The 17,178-nt window shown below is 53.1% G+C and carries 7 protein-coding genes; 5 read left to right on the plus strand and 2 right to left on the minus strand.

Annotated elements, in window-relative coordinates; genetic code table 11:
* Window positions 1–110 precede the first annotated feature (110 nt).
* The 5 genes from DJ563_RS13445 to DJ563_RS13465 all read left to right on the plus strand — a co-directional run bounded on the left by DJ563_RS13445 (window position 111) and on the right by DJ563_RS13465 (window position 6,047).
* Window positions 111–1,244 (plus strand): DNA-binding protein, encoded by a 1,134-nt coding sequence (locus tag DJ563_RS13445; protein WP_434517859.1) that lies wholly within the window; start codon window positions 111–113, stop codon window positions 1,242–1,244.
* Between the two features lie 203 nt (window positions 1,245–1,447).
* Window positions 1,448–2,230: a hypothetical protein gene (locus tag DJ563_RS13450; protein WP_434517860.1), complete on the plus strand. Its 783-nt coding sequence runs from the start codon at window positions 1,448–1,450 to the stop codon at window positions 2,228–2,230.
* Window positions 2,217–2,588, plus strand: coding sequence for a hypothetical protein (locus DJ563_RS13455; RefSeq protein ID WP_434517861.1), 372 nt, complete (start codon window positions 2,217–2,219; stop codon window positions 2,586–2,588). Before DJ563_RS13450 ends, DJ563_RS13455 begins: the two co-directional genes overlap by 14 nt.
* 499 nt (window positions 2,589–3,087) lie before the next feature.
* Window positions 3,088–5,196, plus strand: a complete 2,109-nt coding sequence (locus tag DJ563_RS13460) for a hypothetical protein (protein ID WP_434517862.1) — start codon at window positions 3,088–3,090, stop codon at window positions 5,194–5,196.
* Between the two features lie 644 nt (window positions 5,197–5,840).
* Window positions 5,841–6,047, plus strand: a complete 207-nt coding sequence (locus tag DJ563_RS13465; protein ID WP_434517863.1) for a hypothetical protein — start codon at window positions 5,841–5,843, stop codon at window positions 6,045–6,047.
* A gap of 1,499 nt (window positions 6,048–7,546) precedes the next feature.
* Here DJ563_RS13465 and DJ563_RS13470 read toward each other — a convergent pair.
* Window positions 7,547–11,521 carry a hypothetical protein gene (locus DJ563_RS13470; protein ID WP_434517864.1) on the minus strand — a complete coding sequence of 1,325 codons (3,975 nt, stop codon included), beginning with the start codon at window positions 11,519–11,521 and terminating at the stop codon, window positions 7,547–7,549.
* 443 nt (window positions 11,522–11,964) lie between these two features.
* Window positions 11,965–16,890: a hypothetical protein gene (locus DJ563_RS13475; protein WP_434517865.1), complete on the minus strand. Its 4,926-nt coding sequence runs from the start codon at window positions 16,888–16,890 to the stop codon at window positions 11,965–11,967.
* Between the last annotated feature and the right edge of the window lie 288 nt (window positions 16,891–17,178).

Genomic DNA, 17,178 nt, shown 5'->3' on the forward strand with positions numbered 1-17,178 from the left:
CGACTGGCCCAGGTGGCGAAGCCGCGGCGTAGCGAGTGCGCCGAATAACCCTGAGCCTCGATGCCGCTGCGCATCAGCGCGCCGCGCAATAAGCGGGAGACGCTGTTGGAATGGAGGGGCTGCTCACTGAATGCCCCCATCGGCCGATTCTCCGAAACACTGGTTCAGCCACAAAATCCGCCCAAAACATCTATCACGTTCGAGAAATCCGTATTCTTGAACGTCAGTCCGTCGCCTGTGCAGCGTCGATCTCTACTCTCATTGTACCTGTACGCGCATACTGCCTGTACGGTACGAAGTCGTCGGAGTCAGACCGTGGCCCGGTCCGGATCAACAAGGCGCTGGTGCAACGGGCGCGTGACGCGCTACTCGCCTGCGGCGTTCACTCAAGTATCGAGGCAGTGCGTGCAGAGCTGGGCAACACGGGCTCCAAAAGCACCATCCTGGGTTACCAGACAGTTGAACCGCACCCGCCAAGCGTCAGCCTCAGTGAAGAGTTGCATGCCCTTATTGACAGTCTAGCCCCGCGGTTGGCCGCCGACGCCCAGGCAGCCGTGGCGGCAGACCGCGCACGCTTGCAACGACAGCAGTCGACGTATGAGCAGCAGCTAGCAATGGATCAGGCCCGCTTTGAACAACTGCAGCTCGCGCACGATGCGGTGTCCTCTGAACGACGCGATGCGCAGCAACGGGAGCAGGCGCTGCATCAGCAGGTCCAGCAGCTCGAGGGGGAGCGGCAACATCTGCTCGCCGTTGAGCAGCACCAACAGCATCTCCTACAGGAGCGCGCCAGCCAGATCGCTTCACTGGAGGACAAACATCTGCATGCCCGGGATGCGTTGAGCCATTACCGACATCAACATTTGGCGCAGCGAGAGCAGGAACTGCAGCGACATGAGCAGTTGATACAGCAACTGCAATTAGAGGCGCGCCGTCTGCAGGAGCAACTCATGAGCAAACAGGAAGAGTTGGCCCAGGCTTACCGCGACGTTGAGCGGCTCACCCGCGAGCAACAGAGCCACGCCCCGGCACTGCGCAACAAAACCACAGCACTTCAACACCTTCAATCGACTCTTACGGAAACCCACAGCGCCTGGCAAGCAGCCGAGCAGCGCCCCCAGGCGCTGAACGTTGCGCATTCGGTGCTGCGGGAAAAGGCTCGGCGATATGGGCTCGACCATCGGGACGGCCGCCGAGCCCTGCCCCTACAAGCGAAATTACTCAATGACCTGATCAAGAAATAGCCTAATACTGAAAAGACACTACGCGAATCTTGTCCATATAAGATTATTTAGCCTAAAACACCATTAATTATCAAAACATTGCATATGGAATGGCCTCCCTAGCCTTGACCTTCTATAGCCCCTTGCACTTGACATCATGGCGGTGCATAAGAAAAACTAAAGCACTAAACACAGACATAAAATCCATCCATCAGGTACTAAATTTGTCAGGCGCAGCCCAAAAAACAGAAATCAGCGAGTTGCATGATGCCATCATAGTCTTCGGCGACGACCAAAAGCGGGCAGGTCGTCTAGATGAAATTGGCTGGGCAAGATTATTCAATAAAGTAAGAAAACTAGGAGAAAAATCAGAGTTTTCGGCCGCATCGCTATTGCTACAAGCAACAATGCACGGAATTAAAGGTGACGCAGCACAAGCAGAAAAAATTTTCGACATCTACTCAGCCAACCATGGAAAAACTACAGCCTGGCATATCATCAGGGCGAGCATGTCTAGAATAATTGGAACCACCACCCCAATTACCGACATGCTTGAATCAGGACTTCCTTACGGGAACCTCAATAATTTAACAAGCACACTAAGCTCTTGCACTGACGCCGGATTTTATTCGACCGCATACAAAATACTACTCGAAATAAACAAACTCAGCTCCTCCGTCACACAGAAAATTTTAGAAAGCCAGCCATATATCATACCCGCAGCAATATACATCAATGAGCATAACTTGGAAGAAACTAGAATATCCGAGCGCGTATTGACCCTCACAAAGCTGGTTAATGAATCTTCCTACATGCTTAGGTCATCACGGGTGCTAGTCAACGAATTTGGCATAACTTACGAAGTCATTATTGACGACAAGATTGAAGCTCTTGCGGACTTCAATTTAATGCTCTATGAAGAGCTTGCAAGAAAATTTGATTTCCCTTACGCGCAACATGTCAGCGTAGGTGTCTCACCGATGGAGAACCGACATGACAGTAAATAGCTCTGACTTTATTAATTTGGCTAAATCTGCCTTGGAATCAAAAGATTTAAACGAGATAGACATACGTTCCGCTGGCAGCAGGGCCTATTATGGCGTGTACCATAAAGCCAGAGAAGTAATTGACAACAAAGAGCTCACTTATGCCAAGCTTGAGAAAGCTGGCAGCCATGAATCGCTCATCATGACCATTCATCGTATTGGAAGCCAGAACTCCAAGACACTAGCAGAAGCCATACGATCGTTAAAAAGGTATCGACACCTATGCGATTACCACTTAGCCGATAAGGTCAGAAAAAATCATACGCAAATGAAGTTGCTCGAGGCGCAAAAACTGATAGAACGCCTAAGTAGACTGTGACGAGTAAATTGACACGTGTACAATTACCCAAGCTGTGTGCAATCAGCTCTAAAATCTCAAATTTAATTAAACAACTTTTATAACCCTCCACAAGTGCGAACTGAAAGCCAACTGAAATCAGATACGCCGCCCCTCGCGACAAACACTCCATCACTATCCGCCTGCACTCTTAAAGCGTGCAGGCTGTTTATTAGTTCAGCTGACTGCTAAGTTTCTCGCCCAAGCCACTGCTCAGGAGTTGATTGCATTACGGAACCCTGTTAGGGTGGCATTGCCGACATTGATTAAGGCCACACGCCTTGAAAACATATGCGAACTTTTCGTAAGTAACACCCGGAACGGATAACATCCAAAACAGGGGGCGAGATCCGCGGCATCACCGCACACGCCCTCTAACATAGGGGAAAGTGCATGCTAGGCACTACGGCGCCCGCCGACTAGGCCTGATGGTTTTCCACGCTGACTTCGAAACGATCTTCTACCCGGACATGGAGCCGAAATGAACATTGAATCCCTCACCCGATTGATTGAAGGCGCCAATGTAACGGACTTGCGATCGCTTAGTGCCGAATTTTTACCCCTCATCGGACTGCCTTCCGCCGTCTTTTCGGACGGACCATACGACGGCGGCAAAGACTACGCAGTTCATGATGATGCTATCAAAGGTGTTAAAATCGGTATCCAGCTTTCTGTCGAGGCCAAGTGGGAAAAAAAGATCAAGACCGATGCAGCCAAAACAAATAAAAACTTTCAAACAAATATCATGTACTTTGTGTCCAGCAGAAGAATTCCTGACGGCAGCTTTGAGGAGGTTCGGAAGGAAATTCTAACCGCTCATGGGGTAACAGTTCTCAAATATGACTCCCAGGCAATAGCCACAAAATTCATACAAAACAACAAGGTTAACCGTTTTTTAGAAATTCTGGGAATCAAGCTAGACCAACCGTCAGCCGGCGAACGAAAATATCTTGGCGCTAAGAATGAAGCAGTAGCGGCACTCCTCTTATTTGATAATGATGCGCAAGATTTTCGGGTGCGCCTGTACGACTCTATAGTAAAGTCTGTACTAGCACGCCAAACCGAGGAGATCAAACGCCCCGAGCTTATCTCATCAATCTTAGAACTGTATGAGATGGAGCAAGCACAGGGCGTGCTTATCAACTCCCACATAGATCGTCTCCTGCAAAAAGGCGAGATAAAATCAACTGAAGGTAATCTCAGCCTCCAGCCAAAAGAATTGTCAGAATACCAAGGATTGAGAGCTGCTGCAGAGGTTGAGCTTTCAGCGCTTCGACAAAAAATTGCAGATTATCTGTCCAGTCAAAAAGGCCTCAAAAACACCAAAAGCCATGATTTAGTGCTTGACAATTTCTTATCGCTTTCGGCTACTCTGATTGAAAGAAATTTTACTCTTACTGAGGAAATGAATGGTGAGAATGAGACGTACCTGAGCATTCGAAGCTTACTTGCATCTACGGAGGGAAGCATAGAAACCGATAAAGCCTTTGAAGACATTTCCCAGATTGTCGCCAATTCGGACTTTGCACAACTTGTGGCATCGGCCAAGCTTTATGATTGCATGCTTAACTCCGACTCCTCTCGCCTAATCAGTGCGTTGGGTGGGCACCAAAGCATTAACGTGTATTTCGACTCCTCGGTAGTAATTCCCCTATTTTGCGGGCTACTGTATGAGTCGGTTGATGACAGATATAGCCGCTCTGGGCAAGCCCTACATGCTTTGATGCAGACACATGAGTTCTCATCCGTCATTCCTGCCGACTACGTAGAAGAAATTGGAGCACATCTTATTGAAGCATGCCGGGATTACAAAGAAATTTTGGGGGAAGGGATAGACATGTCCCGCTCAGGCAACGCCTTTGTAAGCCACTATTCGCACTACCGAAAAACAACTGCTGGTGTAGATCTTAGTTTCAGCGACTATGTACGTGTTTTCGGGTTGAGACTCTCAGATATAACCATTGACATGGCAGATACGTTATTCTATCGACTCAGAGATAGAGCGTGCCGTGAGATAAGTTCTATTGCGAGCAAATATGGGTTTGACGTATTAACAATAAAAACGCAATACCTGGATAGAAAAATCACAGAGATCGAAGATATCATTTCTGAACAGGGAATTAGAAAACCCCCCGTCCTCATCAAACATGATGCGGCCGTCATTCAATACCTTTCGGGGGCTAACGTGCCTTCGGGCTACGCTAAAATCTTGTGCACATGGGATAAGGTCCATCTCCTGCTAAACCCTACTGGGTTAGACGGCTACAACGTTATGAATCCCATCATGCTTATTGATTTCCTGTCGATTGCAAAAAAGAATGCCAAACAGTCTTCTCTGGCACATCTTCTAGATTTTGCAGCGATTCAAAAAGAGAAGGATTTGGAGCTTAGCGCAAAAATTTGGGACTCCATTGCCAAGCTCGATAGTAAGAATCTAGCTGATGCCACTTTCATGCGAAAGGCAAAGCAGTTCAAGGAGGACTATCTCGAAAGCCACTCGAATGAACGCAATGCGATTCCAGAAAACATCGAGAAGGCATGGCTTGCTTGGAGAAAAACTGAAATTGACATCGAGGGCCAAAATGGCTGACTGACTGTCATCAGGTCATGCACTCTTCTCATTGATTTGGCTGCGATGATTCTTTAACGAGGCATCGCAGATCAACCCGCCCTTGGCACAGCGGAACGTCCTACCAGACTCTGCGCGACTAAAACACAGCATTTTATCGTCCTCAAGCGGCCTACCCACAGCGTATTACAAGCAGCAAAGCAGCACGCTCAGACACTGCACGCTGGTCATTCGGTGCTGCGGGAAAAGGCTCGCCGTTATGTGCTGGATCATCGAGAAAACCGCCGCGTCTTGCGCACCGAAGCAAAACTGCTCCACGATGAGGGCCAGCAGGTTTCGACGTCGAAGCGTGAAAGTGACTGATGACCGCTCGCCTCCATGCAGCGAATATTCAGATCGCCAAGTTGGAATCTCAGCTGTCTCGATCAATGACAGGAGCGGCCAGTGAAACGAACCGTTGAAGGAATGGCATTGGCCGGCGAACCTCTGCTACGTCAGGCCTTGGAGGCAATTCGCGCTCTCCACCAGGCGCAAGACGCCGGCGCCTCGGCGGATGAGCTGGCCCGCCTTCGCTTGTTAGCCGACTCCCTGTATGACGCAGTTGTGGATAACCAGTTGCTTGTGACGGGTGTTTCCCTCGAAGCCATTCCACTGAGACGCTTATAATGCCCAAACACCTTAATGTCCTGTTACCCGATCACCCGGCGTATAGCGAAGCGGTCGATGCAATGCGCCGTTACCATGCGGCACAAAGTTCAGGTGTTGCACCCGAAGAAGTGGAACGCTTGCGTCTGATAGCTGAAGCCTCATTTCAAGCCGTGACAGAGTATCAGCTTCGCGCGTTCCGCAGACCGAGCAACGGAGTACACTGAGTAGCCGCAAAAGGCCGACGGCCGGGCGCGGCGTTGAACTCGTCCAAGATATCCGCGCCCCCTTCAAATCGGCCCACCGTGGCGCCGGAAATGAGAGGCTCAGCCAAGCACCCACTTCAGGGGTTCGGCTGATGAGGCACTTTGGGAGATTCAAGATGAACGTTCGAAGATCAACAGAAAGCTCGCAGCATCCACATCTCGCGTTCCAGTCATGCTACCGCTCGGTCCTGAAAGCAGTGGACGCCCGCTACGACATTCGCGGATATGTGTTGGCTGAATTGGTCAGGCTCTGCCTGGACAATCGCGCGAGGGTGCCGCTCATTCACCGCCCCCACTACGATCAGTACGTGAACTCCGAAGCGTTGGCATTTCTAGAGCATTCCACTGCTCACTTACTCTTCGGCCCGGCTGGTCGATTTTCTCCGCGCGAATATCATTACTTGGTCTCGATCGATCCTCAGTCGCTACAGCACGCCGCACACTTTGTAACGAGCGCACTGTAGTCATGGAGGCTGCACCGAAATGCCAGCAGGAACAGGCCAATTGGCCGTTTTGAGACAGTCACCGACCATCCCGGAAAAAGTCGTCCCTGGCAGCCAGCCCGAAATGGTCCCGAGGCAGTTGAGGATCGTCTTCGAACATGTGCGCTGTGCGCCGCTCTTGCTTGATGTAAGAGATGGTCGCGAAAAAGCAGCTCTCGCACAGATGTAGCTCTTAGCGTTCGCCATCGTGCACTGCATCATAACCCCAGTGCGCCTGCAGCATGCCATATTGTAAATTGCCGCTTTCCAAACGGATGGAGCAACCGCAAACGTCGCAATGCACATCCACCACGATGTCTGTTTTTTACCCGACCAGTGATTTTCATACGAGCACTCCTCTGCCAGATCCGCGGCCTCATTTGGCATTGCCGGAGCAGGCACGATGCTGAGCGATGGACGCCTGTAATCGCTGAGCATTAGCAGTCGATACATCGTTTTCGTGGAAACCTTTGAAATCGCGTGAGGGAAGCAAAACAACAGGCCTTCCGCGTTTGCGCACTATGACCATTGGCTCCCGATCCCGACAGACTTCTTCCAGCACCTGACCCGGCTCGTCTCGGCCTCTTTTACCGTAACGATGTACATCACGAGCCATCGCGGAATGGAGAATTTTGTTCCAGGACCCATAATGCAGACTACTGAGCCTATGCAACCATTCTGATCACGGTCATTTGCTTTGCTCGACTCCGTCACCAGCACTTCATCCAATTAGTCCGGCGATAGGCGAACTGATAAGCACAGTGCGGCTTCGCCGCACCGAATACCGAGATCACCCGGGCTAATGCGGTTTCAGTACCAGCGCGCATGTCCATCGGTTCAGTGGCCAGCCAGATCGGCGTCTACGAGGGTAGCCAGAACCATTCCTTGGGATTTTTATTTGGAAAATCATTCTGCCATCATGGGAATGGACCTTCAAAGGCTTCCGATCGCTGCTCTTGGTTTCCGAATTTTTTAGATTCAGCATTTTGCGATGCGCTCGCCCAGGCGCTCGCCCGCGTACTTTCTCAATGCAACCGCCCCGAGATCGTCGAGAGCAGAGAACGGAAGCGGTTGCGAGCAATCCAGTAATCGGCGCGCGGGGTGATTGGATTCGAGGAGATCTAAAATCCGCTCGGCGGTCTTAAAATCGCGCGGCGCCATTGCGTTTGCGCCCACAAGGAGCAAGACTTGGCGGCGGTTCACACTGGCGATATTCGTGAAAAACTTTAGGGCCACGTCGGAGTCAGCATGCGCGCCGACCAAATGAGCGGCATGGGGTGCCAGAATCACCGGCAAACGCATCAGGAAAGCCGGACTTAGATGGGCAATGACGTCAAAGTCAAGTTTCTCTGCATCAGCGAGTGCCGTGAGTGCATCAAGACGTATCCAGCTAGGCCCTTTGACCGTGACCAGATTAGAGATCTTTTTTTGAATCACAGAGCTACAGAAATCCACCGCGACAGCTAGCGCTAACTGACTGAGGGTGCGATCCTGCGTGGTACAGGCCAAATCGAGCAGCCTATCGCCAACCCAATCAGCCAGCGGCCCGTTATTTGCGAGAGCAATCACCGCTTCCCGGGCAATGCTGTAGCTCTCTAGCTCCTCAGTGTGAACATCAGCGCTCGACCACTGGTCGCCCATGAGCGTTATCAGAGGCTGCAGGTGTTCGACATTGGGTCTCTCGCTGATGGCGGCGACTAGGGCACGCCGAACTCTCGCGCTGGGGTCTGCTGACAACGCACGTAGAAATGCTGGCAGCGCCTTCGGGTAGAATGACGCCAGGTGTAACAGTGCCGCATGCCTGGCGTCAGCCCGATTGTGTCGGACTGCGAGCTCGACTAGCGCGGTATCGCCAATCTCAATCGCCGCTCTAGTTGCCGCGAGCGCATCCCCGTTACTCTCAGCGCTCTTGAGCCAGAATTCTACTTGCCGAGAGGCATCGCCCCCGCTAGCAACAATCACTGGCACAACCATGGCAAGCGTTTCCAAATCCAACTCGAACGTGCTATCGATCAGAATCTTCAGCGCAGTAGCGCTTACGCCAATGGGGCTTCTCTTAACAGACCGGAAGGCCTCGATGATTTCGACCAGCTCTGGCGACAGGTCCTCGATCACTTTATGCCGGGCTGCAATCCTATCCTCGACGTCTATCTGCGAGCTGGCCCGCTGAACATCTGCTAGCAGGATAAGCTGCTGGCTAGGCTTCGCGTAAAGACTCATTATCTGATTGGCCAGAAGAGTTGGCGCGTGGATCAAAGCAGTCTCGGTCAGAGCATTACGTAAGGGGAGAGACGCCACACGCTCAGCAATCCGCATTTTAAGCGCCGGCTCTATCTCAGGTAACCAATGCCGGCCAAGCGCCTCCCACACCTCCGGCTCGGCATTGAGCCCTTTTGCGCAAGTGACAATGGCGCTGACTTCAGCTACTGGTCCTGGTTTTTTGTTCCTACGTAAATCCCGCGCCCAAGAGCCCAACAACTCGGTCATGCGAGGATGCTCAGCGAGCACCTTCCATTGACCAGCACAGCGCAAATGTCGGACATAGGTATCGACGAAAACACCTGACGTGTAGCCATCATCTTCGTGATTCAAATGCATATCCTCTTCGGCGACAGCATCACGCTCTCCGTCCTCAATCGCACGCCATTCTTCCGCATAGGATTGGTCGTAACCGAACTGGATTCCGGCAAGGTCGTCAAGTGCAGCGTTGACGATCACTTCATATCCTTCGAGATCTCGGATAGCACCGGTAGCGAAAACAACTGCATTCTCCTCGTAGCCGTTGCCGACCATCCGTCGCGCTGCATCGAGGTACGCGGGAGTGAGATCGACCGCAATACGATCGAGGTGCTCGACAAATTGAAAACCATAACTCTCTCGGTCAAGTCCCAATTCTTCGCGAATAACACGATTGGCCACCATACGAGAACGCGGGTCTGCAAAGACAACTGCATACCAGGCTTCGTCATACACTGGTGGTTGCCAACCTTCGATGAAGAACGATGCGCGATGCTGTGTACCATTGAGTAACCAACGGGCAATGCGACTTGGGATTGACGCCTCTGACCCCACTTCCGAGGCGAGGGTTAGCAGGGCGGAGAAATCCGACGCCGGGTCAAGCAAGCTTACATCGAGCCATGCATCTATAGCGGCCTGACTACTAGAATCAATGCTGAACGGGACATCAACATCGCTCTGCTCGGCGAAGCTACGCGCCGCGTCGAAAATGCGAACAGCGGTTTCCATACCCCAGGCGTGGTGCTCTTCCGACAGCCGCGTCAACGCCGAGATTAAGGTCTGAATCGCTTCCTCGCTACCCAGCCAATCGCGCATTACAAAGACTTCGAATCCCTCTCGAGCGCTCGGATGGGCGAAAGAAATAGTACGCGACGGCTGACGCAGGTGACGTGACGCCACCAACCGATCAATCAGCTTATCCAACCCCTCGCTTAGCTGTTGATTGAGTGGCCGCAGCGTGCGCTTCAAAGGTCCGAGCTTACTTCGGTCGATCTGACGTCGTGCATCAAGTAGCGCCCAAACTGCAGCAGCAGTTCCCGCGGCATCGACCACTTCCAGCGTCTTGACAACAACATCTTCGACCGCGTCTCGATGAGCTTGGTCAAGCAATCGTCTTGAAAAAGCGTAATCCTCCTCCCCTTCCTCCGGACCCTGCTCCAGTTGCTGAAAATAAAGGTCAATTTCTAAAGGCGTTTCAAGCTCGTCCAGCGCCTCCCTGCGAAAATCGTGGGCTTTTGTCTGCAAGGCAGGGGGAAGCTGGTCCATTCGAGTATCGTACATTTGACGAAGCTGACCGCTCAGATACTGGGAGCCGTCAAGCTCTACTGACCACGGATTCAGAACGTCTTGGGCTTTGCTCATCATGTCCGTGCGCGATGTGATCACAAACTGATGCCCGGGCGACGCTTTGGCTAACAAGCGCGGTAACTGATCAGTCCAGCTATCCGCACCATCTCGCAAGCGGTACTGGCCCCATGGATCCTCAATGTAAAACAGGGTCGGCCCGCAATCGGTGAGTTTCCTCGCGCGACTTGGCGCATCATCCGCGCCAAGCACCACCACTTCCAGGCTGCCCTCTCGCGCTCTTGCGAGTTCGCACAGTTTAAGCGCAGCTTGCGTTTTACCCGAGCCAGACGGACCACGGATTACGATTGCTCCCTTGTCTGTCAGTTGCTTGTCCATCTCCTGGAAGTTGGTCGGAGGTACAAAACTCTCCAGACTGGCATTGCTTGAGAGAAACCCGCCGTAGTCACGAACCGTCGAAAGGAGATCCTCACGAGTCCAAATCCCAGGCTCAGTTCCTTGGGTACGTCGTTTTGCCTCAAGCCGCAGTTTCTCGAGCAAGCCCATTTGTTTTGGACGCGGTACGTGCAGCAAATCGGTCATCAGTTCGCGCAGCTCAGATGCGAGTTGCCTTTCCGTCAGGTCGGCCCATATCGCGACACGGCCTTCCGGTGATGTTTGAAGGATGTCCTTAAGACTGCTGGGAAACCTGCTCTGGTCAGGCTCCTCTTCAAAACCGTGGACCATCAGACCACGGGCAACACCTTTTACACCGCAAGTGGTGACGAGTAGATAACGGGTTTTGAGGTCGTCGAGATGATGAAGAGCTCTGCGCCGGCCGCCAGACTTGTCGGATCCGTGCGTCAGTAAGCTTCTGAACTCGGTGATCGACCAAGGTTCGCCCATGTTCCTTTTTACCTGCACCACGAGCTTATATGCCCCAGCTATCACCGCGCTTGATTGCATACGCCCCGGAGCTTGGGGCTCAAGGTCTGCCTCAAGATCTTCCTCGTTTGCGGGTTCAAGCACCAGGCGAGTCGCAGCCTTTGAGATGAGAAGTAGCTGCAAAGCCGCGAGAATCGAGACGTCGAGCTGATAGTCGAAGCCAAGCTGTGCTGCGGCCGCGCCGCGGATTGAACCCGTCGAACTCATTACCTACTGGCCCTCATTCCCATGTAATCAAACCTCAGTCGCTTCGAAAGCTTAAGGTGAATACCCCATCCCCTGGTCAAGCGGCCTAGCCATGAAAGGGTCAAGATAGGCCGGTCTGCCACGTCACTATTATGACGTGCTGCATAGCCATGATGACAGTGATATGCCATGGGCCGCTGCGCTGCGAAGCTTTATCGGCCAGGGTGCAGGGTGAATCAGCGCTCCATCTAGAAGGCGCTCAGATGGGAAGTCTGCCTTTACGAGTTTCTCGATGACAACGTGTAATGGCCGGGCGCTTCACCGGTTTTTGCTCACGCCTAGCCCATCAGGTGGCTGCTCGCTTATCTTTGTGACCTTCATCATGCCGGCTCAGTTGGTCGGCTCAAGCGCCCAGAGGTAGCGGCCAGCCGTCGTTCACCGTTCCGCCATTTAACATCGGCGACTCAGCGCATCAGATCCGGCAACTCATAGAGCAACTTCAGCGCTTCCAACCAACCGGCTTCAGAAAACAGATCCAGGATCTCGATCAAGTCAGATCGTCTCGAGGGACTCTCAAAAAGCTCACGATTATCCGCGAGAAACCGTCTGACTATTCGAACCACCGCATCGAGGCCCAAACTCTCGAAGTGATAAAGCTCGCGCGCTGCTGGCCCAACGAGTAAGGCAAACACCTGGTCGAATGTAGTGGCTGGATCCCCATCCATGAGGAATTCGTAGAGCTGTAGCAGATGATGAATTGCTGCTGGGCCAGACGATTGAGCGATTGCGGAAAGCGTAGACTGATAATCACGTAAAAAGGTGCTTTTACGGGTTGAGTCGAGGATCACATGGCTCTCCACGTTGCCTAGAGAGGAGGCCCCCGAACCGAAGTAGAACTGATTCACGCAATGTTCAATCAATTGCACGCAGGAGAGATAGGCGCGTTCGCTGACAACAAAATCAGGTGAACCTTTGGCCGAAGCGTTGCAGATCGAGAGTGCTACCGGCATTTCATCGGCTGTGGCATTCACAATTAAAAGCAGAAGCTCATGTGCCCTACTCTGAAGGGCCTGGTCATCCTTCGACGCTGCTGCTCTGTACGACATAAATAGGGGTTCACGAAGCATTGAAACGACAGCCCAAAGTAACTCATAGGAATCGGTGACCTGTCGAAGCCAGCCCTTGAGGTAAGCCAGATAAACCACTTTTCCATGGTTTACATAGAGGCCTGCTACCAATGCGCCTAATGCCTCATGAAAATGCCGCAAATGATCTGTATCGCCTTCCCGTTTTGGGGGCAAGCGCTCGATGATCGTCACGAGTAGCGGTTCGACTCGTTCAGCATCGGCCGTCGCAGCGCGGCTCAAAGGGCCATCGACGAAAAAAGCCATGCTTCGGACATCACTCTCGAGTTGCGCGACCTTGGTCATCATTGACCACATCCGCTCGTGATCAACCTCCCATAGGAGGTTCAACGATCTAGATATTTCTTGGCGCACCTCTGGCTCTGGGTCGTCCAGCAATTTTTCAACACGATCAACCAGCGTGACATCCGCATCACCAAAGCGATGCGCCAACTTCAAGAAACCGGCAGCCACATTGCTACGCATGCCCCAGTCTCCTTGAAAATCGCTATCCAAGTCTTCCTGCAGCTGCATCCCTAAAGCAGGCCTGCAGGCAAGGCCGTCTAAACTTCCAACCAGCTGTGCCACTGTCGGATGCCCCGCCTTGGCGGGATCAAAATGAGCTTCCCCCGCAATCCGTTTCAGAGCGCGGCTAATGCACCCCCTGGCTGCCTTCAGCGTGGCTTGGGCGGCTGAAGAACAACTAACTTCAATTACCTCTGCAGCCGCCATTACCTGAGACCAAATCAATCTCACTGATTCACATGTTGAATTCTCGACGTGATCACTCAATAGCGTCCTCAAAGCCTGCTCTGCATCCAACACCGCTTGGTCACATGCGTTGTCGACATCGACACCATACGATCTAAGAATGTCTTGAGTGATGGTTGCGGTGGACTGCCACCCAGTAGAGATCGAGATCAACGGACGGTTGCCACTGAGTTGACCATCTGCCTCAAGCAGTCTTTTGAAGTCCAAAAATTCTGCTGTCGCGACCAAGTCTTCGTCCAGGACAGATAGCAGCCGAGCCGCACATCGACTGGTCCGAGCAGCCTGCACCGGGTCTTCGGAAAGGGCGAGTTCAATCAACCGATGCTCGAACGTTTTACGGTTCTCGAGCGATGTTGTCCGGTACGCCACTGAAAGATACGCCGCCCAATCCCGTATGAGATCAGACACATTTCCAACCTCAGGAGTCGAAACGACCGGCCAAAGTAGATCGTCTGCAACCCCGTTCCTGTCCGCAGCGATGCCAAGTACTCGAGCCCATAGGGATGCGGAGACGACCTGCGTCCGCTTGAGATCCTCCACGACAAGCCGAAATACGTCGGGCTGGCATGCTGAGAGAAAATCAACGAACGATTCGAGTACTTCCCTACCACCTGATCCAGCCGACCGCTGGCTGCCTCGCCATTCAGAATAGGACAGGCCATCCTCCATGATCCGCATCGCATGGGCACAGCCCTGGGCAACGTAGACTGGACGGTCTTCTTCACGAGTCCGCTCGCGCCGCGCAATACCCAATACCGCCGCATTCACGGCTCGCGTTGCTTCCACAGGAGACACATCCAGAAACTCAGGGAGCATATGCAAAAGGCTCCAGCGGGCATGTTCATAATCTTGTCGACGGTTGGAGCGTAGCGCCATGATCCGGCTTGGTGCTCCCCCGATCCAGCTATCGCCTTCAGAAGGAGCTGCCCTCCCAAATAGGATAGCGAAGACGTAGATCACAAACGGGGGATCCACTGGAGCGATGTGTTTCGTGCCCTCTGCCAGCCAAGGTGCTTCTTCGTGCGCATGCTCCGAGAAATGAGGCTCATCAAAGGCCCGCTGGAGCAGTTGCCTCGATGCATCTGGATCGCTGCCATACGATTTGGCAACAAAACGAATTGCGTTACTGGAAAAGCTCGCGAGGCGACGGTCACCGGCCCAGGTTAGGGAAAGAAAGGCACGGGCCGCTTTGCCAAAGCTCTGTTGGAAATCACGATTCGCGAAATTGGCTTTCTCGAACAATGTGAGTAAAAGAATTCGGGTGCCGTCAGCATACTCATTTCGCTGCATGCTGGCCGCTGCAGCCGCTACGCTTGCCCACGCTGTCGCGATGGAGTCGGAAGGAATCACCTTATCAGTAAGACCCAAGCCGGCATATCGAGCGATCTTCGACAACAGTGGCCCTACCCGACTCACCTGCGAAGGTTGCAGGATCATCGAACAGAGATATCCGATGTCTCCCGTATCCGCTACTCGCTCTGTTGTTGATCGCAGCGCGGCACTGGATACCACCGGATCAATGCCGGCAGTGGCGATCCAATCGAGAGTCAGACTCCAGCTGCGCGGACGACCAAGAGCATCATCTCGCCATACCCGCTCAATGGCGAACCTCAGTGATGGTCCTAACAAAAGCCCCAGGTGATTGGCTCCAGACATCTGCGTGATCAGCCGCGTTGGATCATTCCAGTCAAGCCAAAAGCGGCCAGCCGCGTGATCAAACAAGACATGATGGAGAAAGCCTACCCGATCACCGTTAGCAACCAATACCCCTGCTGCCAGTACAGCCTCTAATCCAGGGCTAGCAATATCAACCTTTCTCACCAGCAAGCGCCGGCGTTCAACCATCACCTCCACAGCTTTTGCCACAGTTAGCTGCAAGTCAGCGGTAGGCAGCCGCTCATCCTCGTAGCGGTCGATCAGTTCTGACTGTGTTGTTACGGTCGCAATGTTTGCAGCCGCGGTACCACCGTCGATTAGTTGAGCCGCAATGGAGAGGTTGAACATATTACGCAGTAGGACTTGAACCGATGTCGGAGCCATACCTAACAATTCACCGAGGCGGCCTTCTTTCTTCCCGATGAACATCACTTCTTCATCGGTGAGAGCCGGTATCAGAAAATGCCTGACACCTGAGGCATTGGAGTCGACATAACTCGTATCGAGAAGCGCTCCAGGCATGGCCTGTCGAAAGCGTTTACCGTGCCGAAGGTCGAAGGATCGAATGGACGCTACCACTGACCAGCGGTCGTCCAATCTCGCTTGAAGGTCCGTGATCAGGGTTGCAAAAACAGCTTCAGAACAGCCACCACGTGATGCATCTAAGGCGTCGATGACTAGAAGGCCGCGGCTCAGACCGGGCCATGCGGCCAATACTTCGATCAGGGAGTGCTGCAGGCCAAGCGTAGTGCGCAGCGAGACCTCAGAAGTGACGCTCGCCAAATCATCAGCGGATAGAAAAATGGTCGTTTGTTCATCCGAAAGCCGCTCTTCCGCCAGTGCGACCAGCACACCGGTCTTGCCGGCACCTGGCTCACCGATCACCAAAAAGCTGCCGGCCTCTGCCGCAGCCCTTAATGCTGGCATGCAGGTGCGTTCGAGGGGCAACCCGCCACCAATAGGCAACTGCATGTGAATCTGAAGCCGCTTTAGCTCAGCAAGCGTCTTTCGTTGTAAGGCGGCAATGTCCTCGTTGAATTGTGGCGATGCTTGGTCATTGTGACCTGCAGCTCGTAACTGCGAGAGAAGTCCCTCACGGTCAGCAGGCGCACCACTTTTGATCAAGCGCCTTACAATGTCTACTAAGCAAATGAGCGGAGCCGCCCCGTATTCTTCGCCACCATAAAGTCGAGCGCCGAGGATGTTCGCGGCTTCGCGCCAATCCGCTTCGCCCTGGATGGTAGCGAAGCGCTCGATATGAAAACTCCTCGCCAGATGTGCCACCTGGCGCTCTGTTGGGGCTGCCAGGCCGACGGCAGCGTACCCCGCAGTGACATGGTCCCGCAAAATCTTCATCGCATGTCGATGGGACTTGCTCACGCGTGCATGCACAGCCAGCCAATCATCACTCGTTGCAAACATCCTGCAGACGTCATCTAGGGCATTGAGGGTGGCAGGCGCATCGCTAGCGACGGCCATCACCGCAGCGCTGCGGTTCATATCGAAAGGAGAAGACGTACTCGGAGTTGCCGCAGCAAACTGAACAGCCTGAATGAGTGTCTCGCCTAAGTCAGACGACTGGGATGCTGACAGGCTTGGTCGAGTCTTGCATTGCACGGCGATGTGACTGCCGTTGCTTAGCGTGACAAAAATATCGTCAAGGCCCTCACCTGTCTCCAACTGCAGGGTCACCGGGTATGCCGCAACATCCAAACCAAAGCGGCCACCGACAGGCAACTTGGCAAGCAGGTGGGCTGCAAACCAAACTGCGACACCAGCTTGAAAGGCCATACCGCCCTCTGTTGCGCGCCCGCCGGCCGGTAAAGTGCTTGGGGTCATCGTTGAGCCTCTCCTGATGGACGACGTTGATCGATGGAATTCGGTCAAGCTGAATGACATGGCAAGTGAGGCTATGCCTCCAGCACCACGGGATTAGTAATTTTACCCAGAAGTCATCACAGACGGAGACATTGACTGCAGAACTAAGACGGCAGCATAGGCGTAAAAAAGCGCAACGCACGGGGCCTGCTGAGCCATATTTGAATGCCATAAAGGGCCGGAAATCGGCATTTCAGCACCAATTTAGTTTCTGTTTCTCTACCTGCGGTAACCCACTCAATTAAAAGA

Source organism: Pseudomonas sp. NFX1 (assembly GCF_051123555.1).
In the GTDB taxonomy this organism is placed as follows: Bacteria; Pseudomonadota; Gammaproteobacteria; order Pseudomonadales; family Pseudomonadaceae; genus Aquipseudomonas; species Aquipseudomonas capeferrum.